The following is a 13,115-nucleotide window of genomic DNA, read 5'->3' on the forward strand; positions in this document are numbered from 1 at the left end:
TGCTGTTGCGCCGATCACGCCATAGCTCGCGAGGGTGATCAAGCCGGCCGCCCTCGCGGCGGCGCAGACCTGCCCGTCGTGCCGCCGGATTGACAGCGCGGACATGGTTGATACGGTTTGTCGCCGCGGGAAAGCCGACGACACGATCGGCGAACCTGGGCGGAGGAGACGGGCGGGGGCGGTGACGTACACCTTCAATTTCCGCGACGTGTTTGCTGCCTGGGAGTTCCTGGCCGACGGGCTGGCGCTGACCTTGCTGCTGTCGGGCGTCACCATCGTGGCCGGGTTCGTCATCGGCACGCTGTGCGCCGCCGGCCGCGTCCATGGTCCGCCCTGGCTGCGGCTGGCGATCGCCACCTATGTCGAGGCGATCCGCAACACGCCGCTGATCGTGCAGCTGTTCCTGGTGTTCTTCGGCCTGCCCAGCGCCGGCATCAAGTTCGATGCCGTCACCGCCTCGCTGATCGCGCTCACGATCAATCTCGGCGCCTACACGTCGGAGATCGTGCGCGCCGGCATCGAGGCCATCCCGCGCTCGCAGATCGAGGCCGGCGCCGCCATGGGCCTGTCGGGCGTGCAGATCTTCCGCTACATCGTGCTGTTCCCGGCGCTCAAGATCATCTATCCGGCGCTGGCCAGCCAGTTCGTGCTGCTGATGCTGGCCACCAGCATCGTCTCGCAGATCTCGGCGCCGGATCTGTTCCATGCCGCCTCGATCGTGCAGTCGCGCACCTTCCGCGACTTCGAGATCTATGCCGTCGTGGCCGGCGCCTATCTGGCGCTGGCGCTCATCTTCCGCCTGATCCTGGCGGCGATCTACCAGCTGGTGTTCGTGCGCCGATGATCCGCGAGCTGGCTTTCATCGATGTCCTCTACCTGATCGCGGCCATGCGCTGGACGCTGGCCCTGACGGCGATCGCCTTCGCCGGCGGCGCCGTGGTCGGCCTGTCGGTCGCGCTGCTGCGCGTCTCGCCCGTGGCACCGCTGCGCTGGCTGGCCATGCTCTACGTGCACGCCGTGCAGGGCACGCCGCTGCTGGCCTGGCTGTTCGTCTTCTTCTTCGGCCTGTCGATCGTGGGCATCACCGTGTCGCCCTGGATCGCCGCCGCGGCCGCCTACTCGATCTACGCCGGCGCCTTCCTGGGCGAGATATGGCGCGGCTGCCTGCAGTCGATCCCGCGCACGCAATGGGAGGCCGGCGCGTCGCTGGGCCTGAGCTTCACCGAGCAGCTGCGCCATGTGATCATCCCGCAGGCGGTGCGGGTGGCGATCCCGCCCACGGTGGGCTTCCTGGTGCAGCTGATCAAGAACACGTCGCTGGCCGCCGTGATCGGCTTCGTCGAGCTGACGCGCGAAGGGCAGCTCACGACCGCCACGACGTTCCGGCCGTTCAGTGTCTACCTGATCGTGGCAGCGCTCTATTTCGCGCTCTGCTTCCCGCTCACCCGCTGGAGCCGGCGCCTTGAAGGGAGGCTGCATGTCGCTCGTTGATCTGCGCGACGTGGTCAAGCGCTACGGGCCGCTCACGGTGCTCGACGGCGTGTCCCTCTCGGTCGAGAAGGGCGAGATCATCGCCATCATCGGCCGCTCCGGCTCGGGCAAGAGCACCCTGCTGCGCTGCGTCAACGGGCTCGAGCCGATCCAGGGCGGCGCCGTCACGTTCGCCGGCACCGTGGTCAACGATCCCGGCACCGATCTGCGCAAGCTGCGCCAGCAGGTCGGCATCGTGTTCCAGAGCTTCAACCTCTTTCCGCACCTGTCGGTCGAGCGCAACATCACGCTGGCGCCCACGGTCGTGAAGGGCATGGACCGCCGGGCGGCGCGCGAGCTGGCGCGCACGGTGCTGCGCAAGGTCGGCCTGGAGGAGAAGATCGACGCCTATCCCGACCGCCTGTCGGGCGGCCAGCAGCAGCGGGTCGCGATCGCGCGGTCGCTGGCGATGTCGCCGCAGCTGATGCTGTTCGACGAGATCACCTCCGCGCTCGATCCTGAGCTGGTCGGCGAGGTCTTGAAGGTGCTGGAAGAGATGGCGGCCGACGGCATGACCATGATGCTGGTGACGCACGAGATGGGCTTCGCGCGCAAGGTCGCCAGCCGCGTGGTGTTCATGCACCAGGGCAAGGTGTGGGAGCAGGGGCCGGCGGCGCAGACGCTGGCCAGGCCACGCACGCCCGAGCTCGAGACGTTCCTGAGCGCGGTTCTGCATTGAGGGTGTTCAACCGAGGGGGAAGCGACATGAAGCGGATTCTGACCGGCCTGCTGACGCTGACATTCATGGCCTTGGCGGCGACGGCCGCCAGGGCCGACCGTTTCGAGGACATCCTGAAGAAGGGCGTGGTGCGCATCGCCGTGCCGCTCGATGTGCCGCCCTTCGGCTCGCAGAACCAGAACCGCGAGGCCGAGGGCTTCGACGTCGACCTCGCCAACATGGTGGCCAAGGCGCTGGGCGTGAAGCTGGAGATGCAGCAGGTCACCGGCGCCAACCGCATCCCGTTCCTGCTGACCGACAAGGTCGACATCGTGATCTCGGTGATGGGCCTCACGCCCGAGCGCGCCCGGCAGATCATGTTCACGGCGCCCTATGCCGACACCCAGCTCGCGGTGTTCGGCCCCAAGAGCGCCAACGTGACATCGGCCGATGCGCTGGGCAGCCTCAAGGTCGCGGCCGCCAAGGGCACGACGCAGGACCTCGGGCTGTCGGCGATGAACCCCAAGGCGACGATCATGCGCACCGAGGACGATGCCACGGCGGCGGCGGCCTACATCTCCGGCCAGGCCGACCTGATCGCCACCAACAGCCTGATCGTGCCCGACCTGGCCAAGCGCAATCCCAACAAGGAGTTCGAGCTGAAGTTCACCATCCGCCGCAGCCCGGCCCATATGGGCGTGCGCATGGGCGAGCACAACCTGGTGCGCTGGCTCGACGGCTTCATCTTCTTCAACACCATGAACGGCGAGCTCGACAAGCTGCACCGCAAGTGGCTCGGCATCCCCATGGCCCCGCTGCCGTCGCTGTAGCGTTATCTCCTCTCCCGCTGCGCGGGAGAGGAAGGGGCCCATCGCGAAGCGATGGGAAGGTGAGGGCCCAAGGACGAGGTGCCGAGTCCTGAAGCCCTCTCCCGCCGCGCGCTGTCGCGCCCGTCGACCTCTCCCGCTTGCGGGAGAGGTGAAAACAAGGAGTCTCCCATGACTGAAATCGAATGGTCGCGGCTGAAGGCCGCCGAGATCAAGGCGCTGGCCGGGCGCAATGCCGTCGTGATCGTGCCGATCGGCGCCACCGAGCAGCACGGCCCGCATCTGCCCAGCATGGTCGATTGGCGCCTGGTGCAGGAGGTCTCGCACCGGGCGGCACGCCTCATGACGCGCTCGGTGCCGGTGCTGGTGGCGCCCACCATTCCCTACGGCATGTCCGAGCATCACATGTCGCTCAACGGCACCATCGCGCTCGACTACGCCACGATGCATGCCGTGATCCGCTGCGTGGTGGAGTCGGCGATCCGCCACGGCTTCAAGCGCATCTTCGTGCTCAACGGCCATGGCGGCAACACGACGGCATTGCAGAACATGATCGGCGAGCTGACCGTCGCCCACAAGCTGCCGCTGGCCACCGGCACCTACTGGGACATCGCCGCCGCCTCGATCGCCAGGCTGCTCGAGCGGCAGAAGGCGCTGCTGCATGCCTGCGAGGCCGAGACCTCGATGCTGATGGCCGTGGCGCCGGAGCTGGTGAACCCCGACGAGCTGGCGCAGATGCACGGTCCCTACGTGCCTGGCCTGTCGGCGATCCCGGGCGTCAATGCCGGCGTCTACCGCTGGCGCCAGCTCTCCAGCCGCTCGCCCATCGGCGTGATCGGCGACGCCGCCGCCGCCAGCGCCGACAAGGGCGAGAAGCTGCTGCAGGCCATCGCCGCCGACGTCGCCGAGGCGCTGGCCGACGAGCGGCTATGGAACGCGCCGATCTGATGTCTCTCCTCTCCCGCTCCCACGCAGGGCTGTCCGGGGAAAAGCCTTCATGGTGAGCTTGTCGAACCATGAAGGCCGCGCACGACGGCTCGTGCGAGACGCTTCATGGTTCGACAAGCTCACCATGAAGCGTTGCTGCAGCGAAAAGTGCCACATTCTACCGGGCATCCTCCCCGGACAGCCCTGCGCTCCCGCGGGGAGAGGGATTACCGCTTCGGTGCGCTGGGCTGGCGCGGCAGCAGCGCCGTCAGCAGCCCTAGCAGCAGCAGGTACGGTGTCGCCTTGTAGACCGCATCGATGCCGGCGACGTCGGCAAGCTGACCGAGCGCCGCGGCCCCCAGGCCGCCCAGCCCGAACGAGAAGCCGAAGAACATGCCGGCCACCAGGCCGACGCGGCCGGGCATCAGGTCCTGGGCGTAGACCAGGATCGCGGAGAACGCCGAGGCCATGATCATCGCGACCACCACCGCCAGCACGCCGGTCCAGAACAGGTTGGCGTAGGGCAGCATCAAGGCGAAGGGCAGCGCGCCCAGGATCGAGAACCACATCACCGGGATGCGGCCGACCCTGTCGCCCACGACGCCGCCCACGATCGTGCCGGCGACGATGCCGATCAGGAAGGCGAACAGGTAGAGCTGCGCCGTCTGCACGTCGACGCCGAACTTGGCGATCAGGTAGAGCGTGAAATAGGAGCCCAGGCTGGCGCTGTAGACGTTCTTGGAGAACAGCAGCGCCACCAGGACGGCCACGGCCATGCTGACGCGGCGGCGCGACAGCGTCGGCATGCCGCCGCCCATTGTCGGGGCCTTGGCGCGGGCCGCCGGCTTCTGCGCGGGACGGCGGGCGCGGTACCAGCCGCCGACCTGGAACAGCACCATCATCGCCACCAGGGCCGCGGCGGAAAACCACACGATGCTCTGCTGGCCGTGGGGCACGACGACGAAGGCCGCCAGCAGCGGGCCGGCCGCGGATCCGATGTTGCCGCCGACCTGGAAGAGCGATTGCGCCAGGCCGAAGCGGCCGCCGGCGGCCATGCGCGCCACACGCGAGGCCTCGGGATGGAACACCGACGAGCCCATGCCGATCAGCGCCGCCGCCAGCAGGATCATGGGATAGCTGTGCGCCTGGGACATCAGCAGCAGGCCGACCAGGGTGAAGCCCATGCCGATCATCAGGGAATAGGGCTGCGGCCGCTTGTCGGTGTAGAGGCCGACCACCGGCTGCAGCATCGAGGCGGTGCACTGGAAGGCCAGCGTGATGAAGCCGATCTGCCCGAACGACAGCCCGTGCGAATCCTTGAGGATCGGATAGAGCGCCGGCACCAGCGACTGCATCATGTCGTTGAGCAGGTGGCAGAAGCTCAGCGACAGGATGATGGCGAAGGTCGTGCTCGTGGCCGACGCCGCAGTCGCCGGCGGGGCCTGTACCGCCGCCTCGGCTTCGTGGGCGGCCATCGTGCTGTTGCTCATCGAGGCATGGTAGCAGCGGCTACCCGCGGCGCCACCGCTGGCTCGGCAGGTCTGCGTTGCATGCCGGAGTTCGGTTGCATGACGCCTGCCTGACGGGTTGAGCATCAATCGACGAACGCAATCGATATGCCGCTCCCGCGGCCAAAAAGTGAATCCCATTCACATTGACAAGCCCGATCGGTGCCGTGTTGAATATGCACACGCAAGCTCGGTCGCAAATCCGTGCGCGTGAGGGGTGGAAATGGTGATTGCGCGCCGAGGAGCTGCAGTCCAGCCAATACGGGTCGTTGACGCATGCCGGTGCTGACGGGCGCCAGTGGCGCGCAGGCGGCCGTCGGCGGACCGGCGTTGCGCTGCACCGACATCCAGCGCTCGTTCGGCGGCGTGCAGGCGCTCAAGGGCGTGAGCTTTGACCTGCAGCAGGGCGAGATCTTCGGCCTAGTCGGCCCCAACGGCAGCGGCAAGACCACGATGGTCAACGTCGCCACCGGGTTCTACCCGCCCAATCAGGGCCGCGTGGCGCTGTTCGGCGAGGACATCACCGGCTGGTCGCCGCATCGCATCGCCCGCCACGGCGTCGCCCGCACCTTCCAGAACCTGGCCCTGTTCAAGGGCATGAGCGTGCTCGACAACATCCTGGTCGGCCGCCACATCCACATGCGGCCCAGCGCCCTCGCGACCCTGTTCTACTGGGTCGCCGCCGTGCGCGAGGAGGTGGCGCACCGGCGCGTGGTCGAGGAGATCATCGACTTCATGCAGCTGCAGGACATCCGGTACGAGCCGGTCGAGATCGTGCCGCTGGGCATGCAGAAGCGCGTCGAGCTGGCGCGCGCGCTGGCGGCCGAGCCGCGGCTGCTGATCCTGGACGAGCCCATGGCCGGCATGAACCAGGAGGAGAAGGAGTACATCGCCCGCTTCGTGCTCGACGCGCGTGTCGAGCGCGATCTGTCGGTGCTGGTCATCGAGCACCACATGGACGTCGTCACCGCCATCTGTGATCGCGTGCTGGTGCTGAGCGAGGGCGCGCCGCTGGCCCAGGGCAAGCCGCGCGAGGCGATGGCCGACCCCGCGGTCGTGGCGGCCTATCTCGGCCAGGGCGCTACGGCCGGGCCGGCCCGGGCAAGCGCATGAGCGCTGCCGCCGACGGCCCGCCGACCCTCATCGCGGCGCTGGCGCGCAACGCCGCCGAGCACGGCCGCACCGTCGCGGTGCGCGAGCGCGACCTCGGCATCTGGCAGGAATACAGCTGGACGGCATTCTTCGACGACGTGATGGCCGCCGCCGCCGGCCTGGAGGCGCTGGGGCTGAAGCCGGGCACGGCCATGACGGTGATCGGCGACAACCGCTACAACCTCTACGTCGCGATGCTGGGGGCGGTGGCGCTGGGCGCCTTTCCATCGCCTGTCTTCCCGGACGTGCCGCCGCAGGAGCTGACGCACTACACGCGGCACGGCGCGCCCGACATCGCCGTTGCCGAGGACCAGGAGCAGGTCGACAAGCTGATCGAGCTGCGCGGCCGCATCGGCCGGCCGGCGCATATCATCTACGACGACCGGCGCGGCCTGGGCGAGTACACGGCCGAGGGGCTCGTCGCCTTCGCTCACGTGCTGGCGCGCGGCCGCACGCGGCTGTCGGCCGAAGCGGGCCTGAAGGCCGACATCGCCAGCCGCGCCGGCGGCGACGACATCGCCGTGCTGCTGCATTCGTCGGGCACCACCGGCGCGCCCAAGGGCATCGCGCCGCGCCACCGGCACGTGATCGCCGCCGTGCGCAACGCCGCGGCGGGCGGCTACTTCCACACCGGCGAGGAGCACTACGCCTACCTGCCCACGGCGTGGATCGGCGACTTCGTCTTCACCGTGTGCGCCGGCATCATGCTGCGCTTCCACATCAATATCCCGGAGCGGCAGGAGACGGTGCTGGGCGACCTGCGGCAGGTCGCGCCGACCTTCTACCTCGCGGCGCCGCGCGCCTGGGACAACATGCTGACGCATGTCCAGGTCGGGATGGCCGATTCGACGCCGTTCAAGCGCCGCCTGTTCGACTACTTCATGCCGCGCGCGGTGGCGCGCGAGCGCCGGCGGCTGGCGGGCGAGTCAGACGGCCTGCGCGACCGCCTGATGGGGCTGCTGGGCGAGATGCTGGTGTTCGCGCCGATCAAGGATTCGCTGGGCCTGAGCCGCACGCGGCGCGCCTATACCGGCGGCGAGGCGCTGGGCGAGGACACGTTCCTGTTCTTCCGCGCCTTGGGCATCAACCTGAAGCAGTTCTATGGCCAGACCGAAACCTCGGCCTTCACGGCGGCGCAGGACGACGGCGCCGTGCGGCTGCATACGGTGGGGCGGCCGCTGCCCGGCGTCGATGTCAGGATCGACGACAGCGGCGAGATCCTGGTGCGCTCGCAGAGCGTCGTCGACAGCTACTTCGACGATCCCGACGCCACCGCCAAGGCGTTCGTCGACGGCTGGCTGCGGACGGGCGACGCCGGCTCGATCGATGCCGACGGCCAGCTCGTCGTCCTGGGTCGCGTCGGGGAGGTGGTGCGCACCGCCGCCGGCGAGCGCTACATTCCCAACTACATCGAGAACCGGCTGAAGTTCTCACCCTATATCCGCAACGTCGCCGTGATCGGCGCCGGCCTGCCGGTGCTCAACGCGATCGTGTGCATCGATTTCGATGCCGTGGCCTACTGGGCCGAGCAGCGCGGCATCGCCAGCACCTCCTATGCCGACCTGTCGCAGAAGCCGCAGGTGCTCGATCTCGTGCGCGACGTGATCGCACGCAGCAACCAGAACTTCGAGCCCGGTCTGCGCATCCACCGGTTCGTGAACCTGCACAAGGACTTCGATGCCGACGACGGCGAGATCACCCGCACCCGCAAGCTGCGGCGCAACGTGATCGAGGAGCGCTACGCTCCGCTGATCGCCGGCCTCTATGACGGCAGCACCGAGGTGAGCTTCGACGCGCGCATCACCTACGAGAGCGGCGAGACCGGCACCATGCGCCGCACGCTGGCCATCACCGAGGTAGCGACATGAGCCCGATCACATCCCTCTCCCCGCGCAGGCGGGGTCCTCGCATATGGCCCCTCCGTCATCCCGAGCGCAGCGAGGGATCTCCTGCGGCAAGGCGCACCGTGCGCCATTCGCAGGAGATCCCTCGCTGCGCTCGGGATGACCGAAAGGGCGGCAGCACAACGTTGCGCCGGATGCGATCGCCCTGCCTTCGCGGGCAGAACGAAACCTGGAGCACCCCCTGATGGACTACCTCCTGCTCGGCGAGCTTGCCATCAACGGCGCCCTGGTCGGGCTGATGTACGCCCTGGTCGCGGCCGGCATCGTGCTCGTCTACAAGACGTCGGGGCTGGCCAACCTGGCGCAGGGCGCCATCGCGATGATGGGCGCCTATCTGACCTGGGCCGTGGCCACCGGCCTTGGCGCGCCGATGGCGCTGGCGATCGTGCTGGCCCTGGCCATGATGTTCGTGGTCGGGCTGCTGATCGAGCGGCTGGCGCTGCGCCGCATGGCTGGCCAGCCGGTGATCATGGCCATCATGCTGACCCTGGGGCTGGAGATCATGCTGCGCGGCCTGCTGCCGGGCGTGTTCGGCGCGGCCGTGAAGCGGCTCGACGTCGGCATACCGCAGGCGCCGGTCTTCGTCGGCGAGCTGCTGGTGAACCGCGCCACGCTCTACGGCGGCATCATCTCGGCCGGCGTTATCCTGGTCTCGATGCTCATCTTCAACTCGCGGCTGGGCGTGTTCATGCGCGCCGTCTCGGACGACCAGACGGCGTCCTGGTCGGTCGGCATCCGGGTCGAGCGCGCCATCGCCGTGGCCTGGGGCCTGGCCGCGGTCACGGCGACGGTGTCGGGCATTCTGTGGGGCTCGACCCAGGGCGTCGACTGGTCGCTGTCGCTGCTGCTGATCAAGGCCCTGGCCATCGCCATCCTCGGCGGCCTGGACTCGATTCCCGGCGTGCTGATTGCCGGGCTGATCGTGGGCGTGGCCGAGAGCCTGGCCACCGGCCTGATCGATCCGCTGGTGGGCGGCGGCACGCGCGACATCGTCGCCTCGGTGATCATCCTGCTGACGCTGCTGATCAAGCCGCACGGCCTGTTCGGCCGCGAGCACATCGAGAGGGTGTGATGTTCTACCGTCGCGCCGGCATCCGCCACACCAGCTATCGCGCCGAGCGGCAGCTCTGGCCGCTGCCCTTCGACCGGGCGCTGGTGGCGCTGGTGTTCGCGCTGCTGGTGCTGGCGCCCCTGTACCTGGGCGACCTCTACCTGGCCGGCTACCTGCTGCCCTGGATCATCTGGTCGACGGCGGCGCTCGGGTTGAACTTCCTGATGGGCGGCGCCGGCCAGATCCATCTCGGCTATGGCGCGGTCATGGCGATCGGCGCCTACACCTCCGTCCATCTCGTGCGCGCCGGCGTGCCCCTGGAGGTCGCCATGATCGGCGGCGGCCTGGCCAGCGCCGCGATCGGCATCATGTTCGGCGCCGCGGCGCTGCGCGTGAAGGGCCTCTACCTGGCGATGGCGACGCTCGCCATGCAGTACATCGTCGACTTCGTGATCTCGCACGTGCCGGCGATCAGCGGCGGCACGCAGGCCACGATCCAGGTGCCCACCGTGCGCTTCCTCGGCGTGCCGATCGTCGGCAATACCGCCACCTACTACATGGCCCTGGCGGTGGGCACCGTGGTCACGCTGTTCATGCTCAACGCACGGCGCACCAGCCTGGGCCGGGCGCTGGCGGCGGTGCGCGAGAAGGACTACGCCGCCGAGGTGATCGGGGTCGGCACCTTGCGCTACAAGCTGCTGGCGTTCTGGATCTCGTCGTTCATCGGCGGCGTCGTGGGCGCCGTGCTGGCGGTCTGCTACCTGCGCTCGATCTCGCCCGACCAGTTCCACATCGAGCTGTCGATCCAGCTCGTGGCCATGGTGATCGTGGGCGGCCTGGGCAGCGTGCTGGGCTCCTTCTTCGGCGCGGCCCTGATCCTGTTCGCGCCCATCGTGCTCAACAACGTCATCGGCAGCCTGTCCGACACGTTCGCTCTTTCCATCAGCTCGGACCTTCGCGCGCATGTCCCGCTGATGCTCTACGGCGCGCTCATCATCGGCTTCCTGCTGTGGGAGCCCCTTGGCCTTGCCAAGATCTACGCCAATGTCAGGGACTATTTTCTTGTCTGGCCGTTCCGCCACGCCAGGCGGTGAGGGCCATCGGAGGGAGAAGCGGGCAATGACACTCAATCGTCGCGACTTCGTGGCCGGCGCCGCCGCGATCGGCCTGGCAGCGCCGCTGCCGCTGGGCCGGGCGCTGGCGCAGGAAAAGGTGATCCGCCTGGGCATGCCGCAGGACTTCACGCGGGTCTACACGTTCGTGACCGCCGAATACAGCCAGGGCCAGCGCGACTACTTCACCCTCATCAACGATCGCGGCGGCATCAACGGCCATAAGCTGCTGGCCGAGGTCTCCGACCACGGCAACGATGTGCCGCGCGCGATCGAGGCCTACGAGCGGCTGAAGCAGCAGGGCGCCGTGCTGATCGATCCGCTGTCGACGCCCGTGGCGCGGGCGCTGGTGCCGCGCGCGCTGCAGGACCAGATCAACATGCTGACGACCCTGTCGGGCCGCAGCGATGCCGCCGACGGCAGCGTCTTTCCCTACGTGATGCCGCTGTCGCCGAACTACTGGACGCAGGCCGGGATCCTGGTCGACTTCTTCCGCCAGCAGGACAAGGACCTCAAGGGCAAGAGGATCGTCCTGGTCCATATCGACACGCCGTTCGGCCGCGAGCCGCTGCCGGTCTTCCAGGCGCTGGGCAAGAAGCTGGGATACGAGTTCCAGGCCTTCCCCTACACGCCGCCGGGCAACGACCAGTCCGCGATCTGGCCGCAGGTGCGCCGGGCGCGGCCGGACTGGGTCGTGTTCTGGGGCGCCGGCGTGGGCCAGACCGTGGCGCTGAGCGAGGCGGTCCGCAACGGCATCCGCATGGACCGCGTCTCCTCGTCGGTGTGGCTGTCGGAATCGGACATGGAGGTCGCCGGCAAGTCCGAGACCAAGGGCGTCCTGAAGTTCGAGGCCTGCGCCGGCGGCCGCGAGCCCAAGCTGATCCAGGAGATCCTCAAGGACGTGGTCGGCAAGGGCAAGGGCGCCGGGCCGGAAGGCAAGGTCGGCACCAGCTACTACAATATCGGCGTGATGATGGCCGCCATCATCACCGAGGGCGTGCGCGTGGCGTTCCAGAAGGCGCCCAACGGGCCGGTGACGGGACCGTGGCTCAACGAGGGCCTGCGCGCCATCACCAACTTCACCGCCGAAGGGCTGATGCCGCCCATGACGTCGACCAAGGCCGACCACCAGGGCGGCGGCCGCGGCCGCGTCGTGCGCTGGGACGGCGCCAAGTTCGTGCCGGCCACCGACTGGTTCACGGCCAACCAGGACCTGGTCTGGGACGAGATCCGCAAGGCCTCGGCGGAGTTCAAGGCCAGCGGCAAATAGCGGAAATGTCGATGGCTGCGCCCGGGGGCATTTTCTGTATGTTCCCCCTTGCGGGCAGGGCGATCGCATATGCTGCCGTTACCCCTCGCCCCGCGGCAGCGGGGAGAGGGAGGGGCCCATCGCGTAGCGATGGGAAGGTGAGGGGTACGAGCGACCAGTCCCTGTTCTCTCCGCATGGCCTGATCGTTCCTACCCCTCACCTTCCCATGCCTTCGGCATGGGCCCCTTCCTCTCCCCGCTGCCGCGGGGCGAGGAGACGGCGTCGGTGCGCCATATGCGATCGCCCTGTCCTTGCCGTACGGACGATGACATGACCCTGCTGGCGCTCAACAACGTCGAGGTCGTCTACGACCGCGTCTTCCTCGCGGTGAAGGGCGTGTCGATCGACGTGCCCGAAGGCGGCCTCGTCGCCTTGCTGGGCGCCAACGGCGCCGGCAAGTCGACGACGCTGAAGGCGGTGAGCGGCCTGCTGAAGCCGGAGCGTGGTCTGGTGAGCCGCGGCGACATCCATTTCGGCGGCGACAGCATCGCCGGCGTGGAGCCGGCCGAGCGCGTGCGCCGCGGCATCGTGCATGTGCTCGAGGGACGTCGCGTCTTCGAGCACCTGACGCCGGCCGAGAACCTGCTGGCCGCGACCTCGATGCACCGCAACCGGGCCAAGGTCGCGACGCTGATCGAGCGCACCTTCGACTGGTTCCCGTCGCTGGCGGCGCGCAAGGCGTCGAAAGCCGGCTACCTGTCGGGGGGCGAGCAGCAGATGCTGGCCATCGGCCGGGCGCTGATGACCGAGCCCAGGCTGATCCTGCTCGACGAGCCCAGCCTGGGCCTGTCGCCGCGGCTGGTGGGCGAGATCTTCGCCATCATCCGCCGCATCAACCAGGAGGCCGGCGTGGCCGTGCTGCTGGTCGAGCAGAACGCGACCGCGGCGCTGGCCATCGCCGAGACCGCGTACCTGCTTGAGAACGGCCGCGTCGTGATGAGCGGACCCGCCGCCGTCATCGCCGACAATCCCGACGTCAAGAACGCCTATCTCGGCGGCGACCACGCCGTCGACTACCTGGCCGTCAAGCACTACCGCATGCGCAAGCGCTGGCTGTCGTAGCGTCCCGAAAGGCTTTGCCGAAACAATGCTTCATGGTGAGCAAGGTGAATGCGGAGCATTCACCTTGCTCACCA

12 protein-coding genes are annotated in these 13,115 nt (G+C 68.5%); 11 read left to right on the forward strand and 1 reads right to left on the reverse strand.

The window, feature by feature from the left end; genetic code table 11:
- Window positions 1–181: 181 nt before the first annotated feature.
- The 5 genes from FHP25_RS14510 to FHP25_RS14530 all read left to right on the forward strand — a co-directional run bounded on the left by FHP25_RS14510 (window position 182) and on the right by FHP25_RS14530 (window position 3,963).
- The gene (locus FHP25_RS14510; RefSeq protein WP_178133537.1) at window positions 182–844 is read left to right on the forward strand and encodes an amino acid ABC transporter permease; all 663 of its coding nucleotides are present in this window, start codon (window positions 182–184) and stop codon (window positions 842–844) included.
- Window positions 841–1,491 carry an amino acid ABC transporter permease gene (locus FHP25_RS14515; RefSeq protein WP_147847655.1) on the forward strand — a complete coding sequence of 217 codons (651 nt, stop codon included), beginning with the start codon at window positions 841–843 and terminating at the stop codon, window positions 1,489–1,491. The genes FHP25_RS14510 and FHP25_RS14515 overlap by 4 nt, the downstream gene beginning before the upstream one ends.
- A complete protein-coding gene (locus FHP25_RS14520) occupies window positions 1,478–2,209 on the forward strand; it encodes an amino acid ABC transporter ATP-binding protein (RefSeq protein ID WP_147847656.1) in 732 nt (243 codons plus the stop codon). Before FHP25_RS14515 ends, FHP25_RS14520 begins: the two co-directional genes overlap by 14 nt.
- 26 nt (window positions 2,210–2,235) lie before the next feature.
- The gene (locus tag FHP25_RS14525) at window positions 2,236–3,018 is read left to right on the forward strand and encodes a transporter substrate-binding domain-containing protein (protein ID WP_147847657.1); all 783 of its coding nucleotides are present in this window, start codon (window positions 2,236–2,238) and stop codon (window positions 3,016–3,018) included.
- 168 nt (window positions 3,019–3,186) lie between these two features.
- Window positions 3,187–3,963 carry a creatininase family protein gene (locus tag FHP25_RS14530; protein ID WP_147847658.1) on the forward strand — a complete coding sequence of 259 codons (777 nt, stop codon included), beginning with the start codon at window positions 3,187–3,189 and terminating at the stop codon, window positions 3,961–3,963.
- A 206-nt stretch (window positions 3,964–4,169) separates the two neighbouring features.
- On the opposite strand, the gene FHP25_RS14535 is transcribed toward FHP25_RS14530, so the two are convergent.
- Window positions 4,170–5,432: an MFS transporter gene (locus FHP25_RS14535; protein ID WP_147847659.1), complete on the reverse strand. Its 1,263-nt coding sequence runs from the start codon at window positions 5,430–5,432 to the stop codon at window positions 4,170–4,172.
- A gap of 294 nt (window positions 5,433–5,726) precedes the next feature.
- Between FHP25_RS14535 and FHP25_RS14540 the strand changes: the two genes are divergently transcribed.
- From FHP25_RS14540 to FHP25_RS14565, 6 genes are all read left to right on the forward strand, one after another.
- A complete protein-coding gene (locus FHP25_RS14540) occupies window positions 5,727–6,563 on the forward strand; it encodes an ABC transporter ATP-binding protein (RefSeq protein ID WP_147847660.1) in 837 nt (278 codons plus the stop codon).
- A complete protein-coding gene (locus FHP25_RS14545; RefSeq protein WP_147847661.1) occupies window positions 6,560–8,470 on the forward strand; it encodes an AMP-dependent synthetase/ligase in 1,911 nt (636 codons plus the stop codon). Before FHP25_RS14540 ends, FHP25_RS14545 begins: the two co-directional genes overlap by 4 nt.
- A 220-nt stretch (window positions 8,471–8,690) precedes the next feature.
- Entirely contained in the window at window positions 8,691–9,578 is an 888-nt protein-coding gene (locus FHP25_RS14550) for a branched-chain amino acid ABC transporter permease (protein WP_147847662.1), read from the forward strand.
- A complete protein-coding gene (locus tag FHP25_RS14555; protein ID WP_147847663.1) occupies window positions 9,578–10,651 on the forward strand; it encodes a branched-chain amino acid ABC transporter permease in 1,074 nt (357 codons plus the stop codon). Before FHP25_RS14550 ends, FHP25_RS14555 begins: the two co-directional genes overlap by 1 nt.
- Before the next feature lie 25 nt (window positions 10,652–10,676).
- A complete protein-coding gene (locus tag FHP25_RS14560; protein ID WP_147847664.1) occupies window positions 10,677–11,939 on the forward strand; it encodes an ABC transporter substrate-binding protein in 1,263 nt (420 codons plus the stop codon).
- A gap of 310 nt (window positions 11,940–12,249) precedes the next feature.
- A complete protein-coding gene (locus tag FHP25_RS14565; RefSeq protein WP_147847665.1) occupies window positions 12,250–13,041 on the forward strand; it encodes an ABC transporter ATP-binding protein in 792 nt (263 codons plus the stop codon).
- Window positions 13,042–13,115 lie beyond the last annotated feature (74 nt).

It is taken from the genome of Vineibacter terrae (genome assembly GCF_008039615.1).
Lineage (GTDB): Bacteria > Pseudomonadota > Alphaproteobacteria > Reyranellales > Reyranellaceae > Vineibacter > Vineibacter terrae.

Coding starts and splice junctions, on each gene's coding strand:
- FHP25_RS14515 (WP_147847655.1), top strand. CDS start 841: ATGATCCGCGAGCTGGCTTTCATCGATGTCCTCTACCTGATCGCGGCC.
- FHP25_RS14520 (WP_147847656.1), top strand. CDS start 1,478: ATGTCGCTCGTTGATCTGCGCGACGTGGTCAAGCGCTACGGGCCGCTC.
- FHP25_RS14525 (WP_147847657.1), top strand. CDS start 2,236: ATGAAGCGGATTCTGACCGGCCTGCTGACGCTGACATTCATGGCCTTG.
- FHP25_RS14530 (WP_147847658.1), top strand. CDS start 3,187: ATGACTGAAATCGAATGGTCGCGGCTGAAGGCCGCCGAGATCAAGGCG.
- FHP25_RS14535 (WP_147847659.1), bottom strand. CDS start 5,432: ATGAGCAACAGCACGATGGCCGCCCACGAAGCCGAGGCGGCGGTACAG.
- FHP25_RS14540 (WP_147847660.1), top strand. CDS start 5,727: ATGCCGGTGCTGACGGGCGCCAGTGGCGCGCAGGCGGCCGTCGGCGGA.
- FHP25_RS14545 (WP_147847661.1), top strand. CDS start 6,560: ATGAGCGCTGCCGCCGACGGCCCGCCGACCCTCATCGCGGCGCTGGCG.
- FHP25_RS14550 (WP_147847662.1), top strand. CDS start 8,691: ATGGACTACCTCCTGCTCGGCGAGCTTGCCATCAACGGCGCCCTGGTC.
- FHP25_RS14555 (WP_147847663.1), top strand. CDS start 9,578: ATGTTCTACCGTCGCGCCGGCATCCGCCACACCAGCTATCGCGCCGAG.
- FHP25_RS14560 (WP_147847664.1), top strand. CDS start 10,677: ATGACACTCAATCGTCGCGACTTCGTGGCCGGCGCCGCCGCGATCGGC.
- FHP25_RS14565 (WP_147847665.1), top strand. CDS start 12,250: ATGACCCTGCTGGCGCTCAACAACGTCGAGGTCGTCTACGACCGCGTC.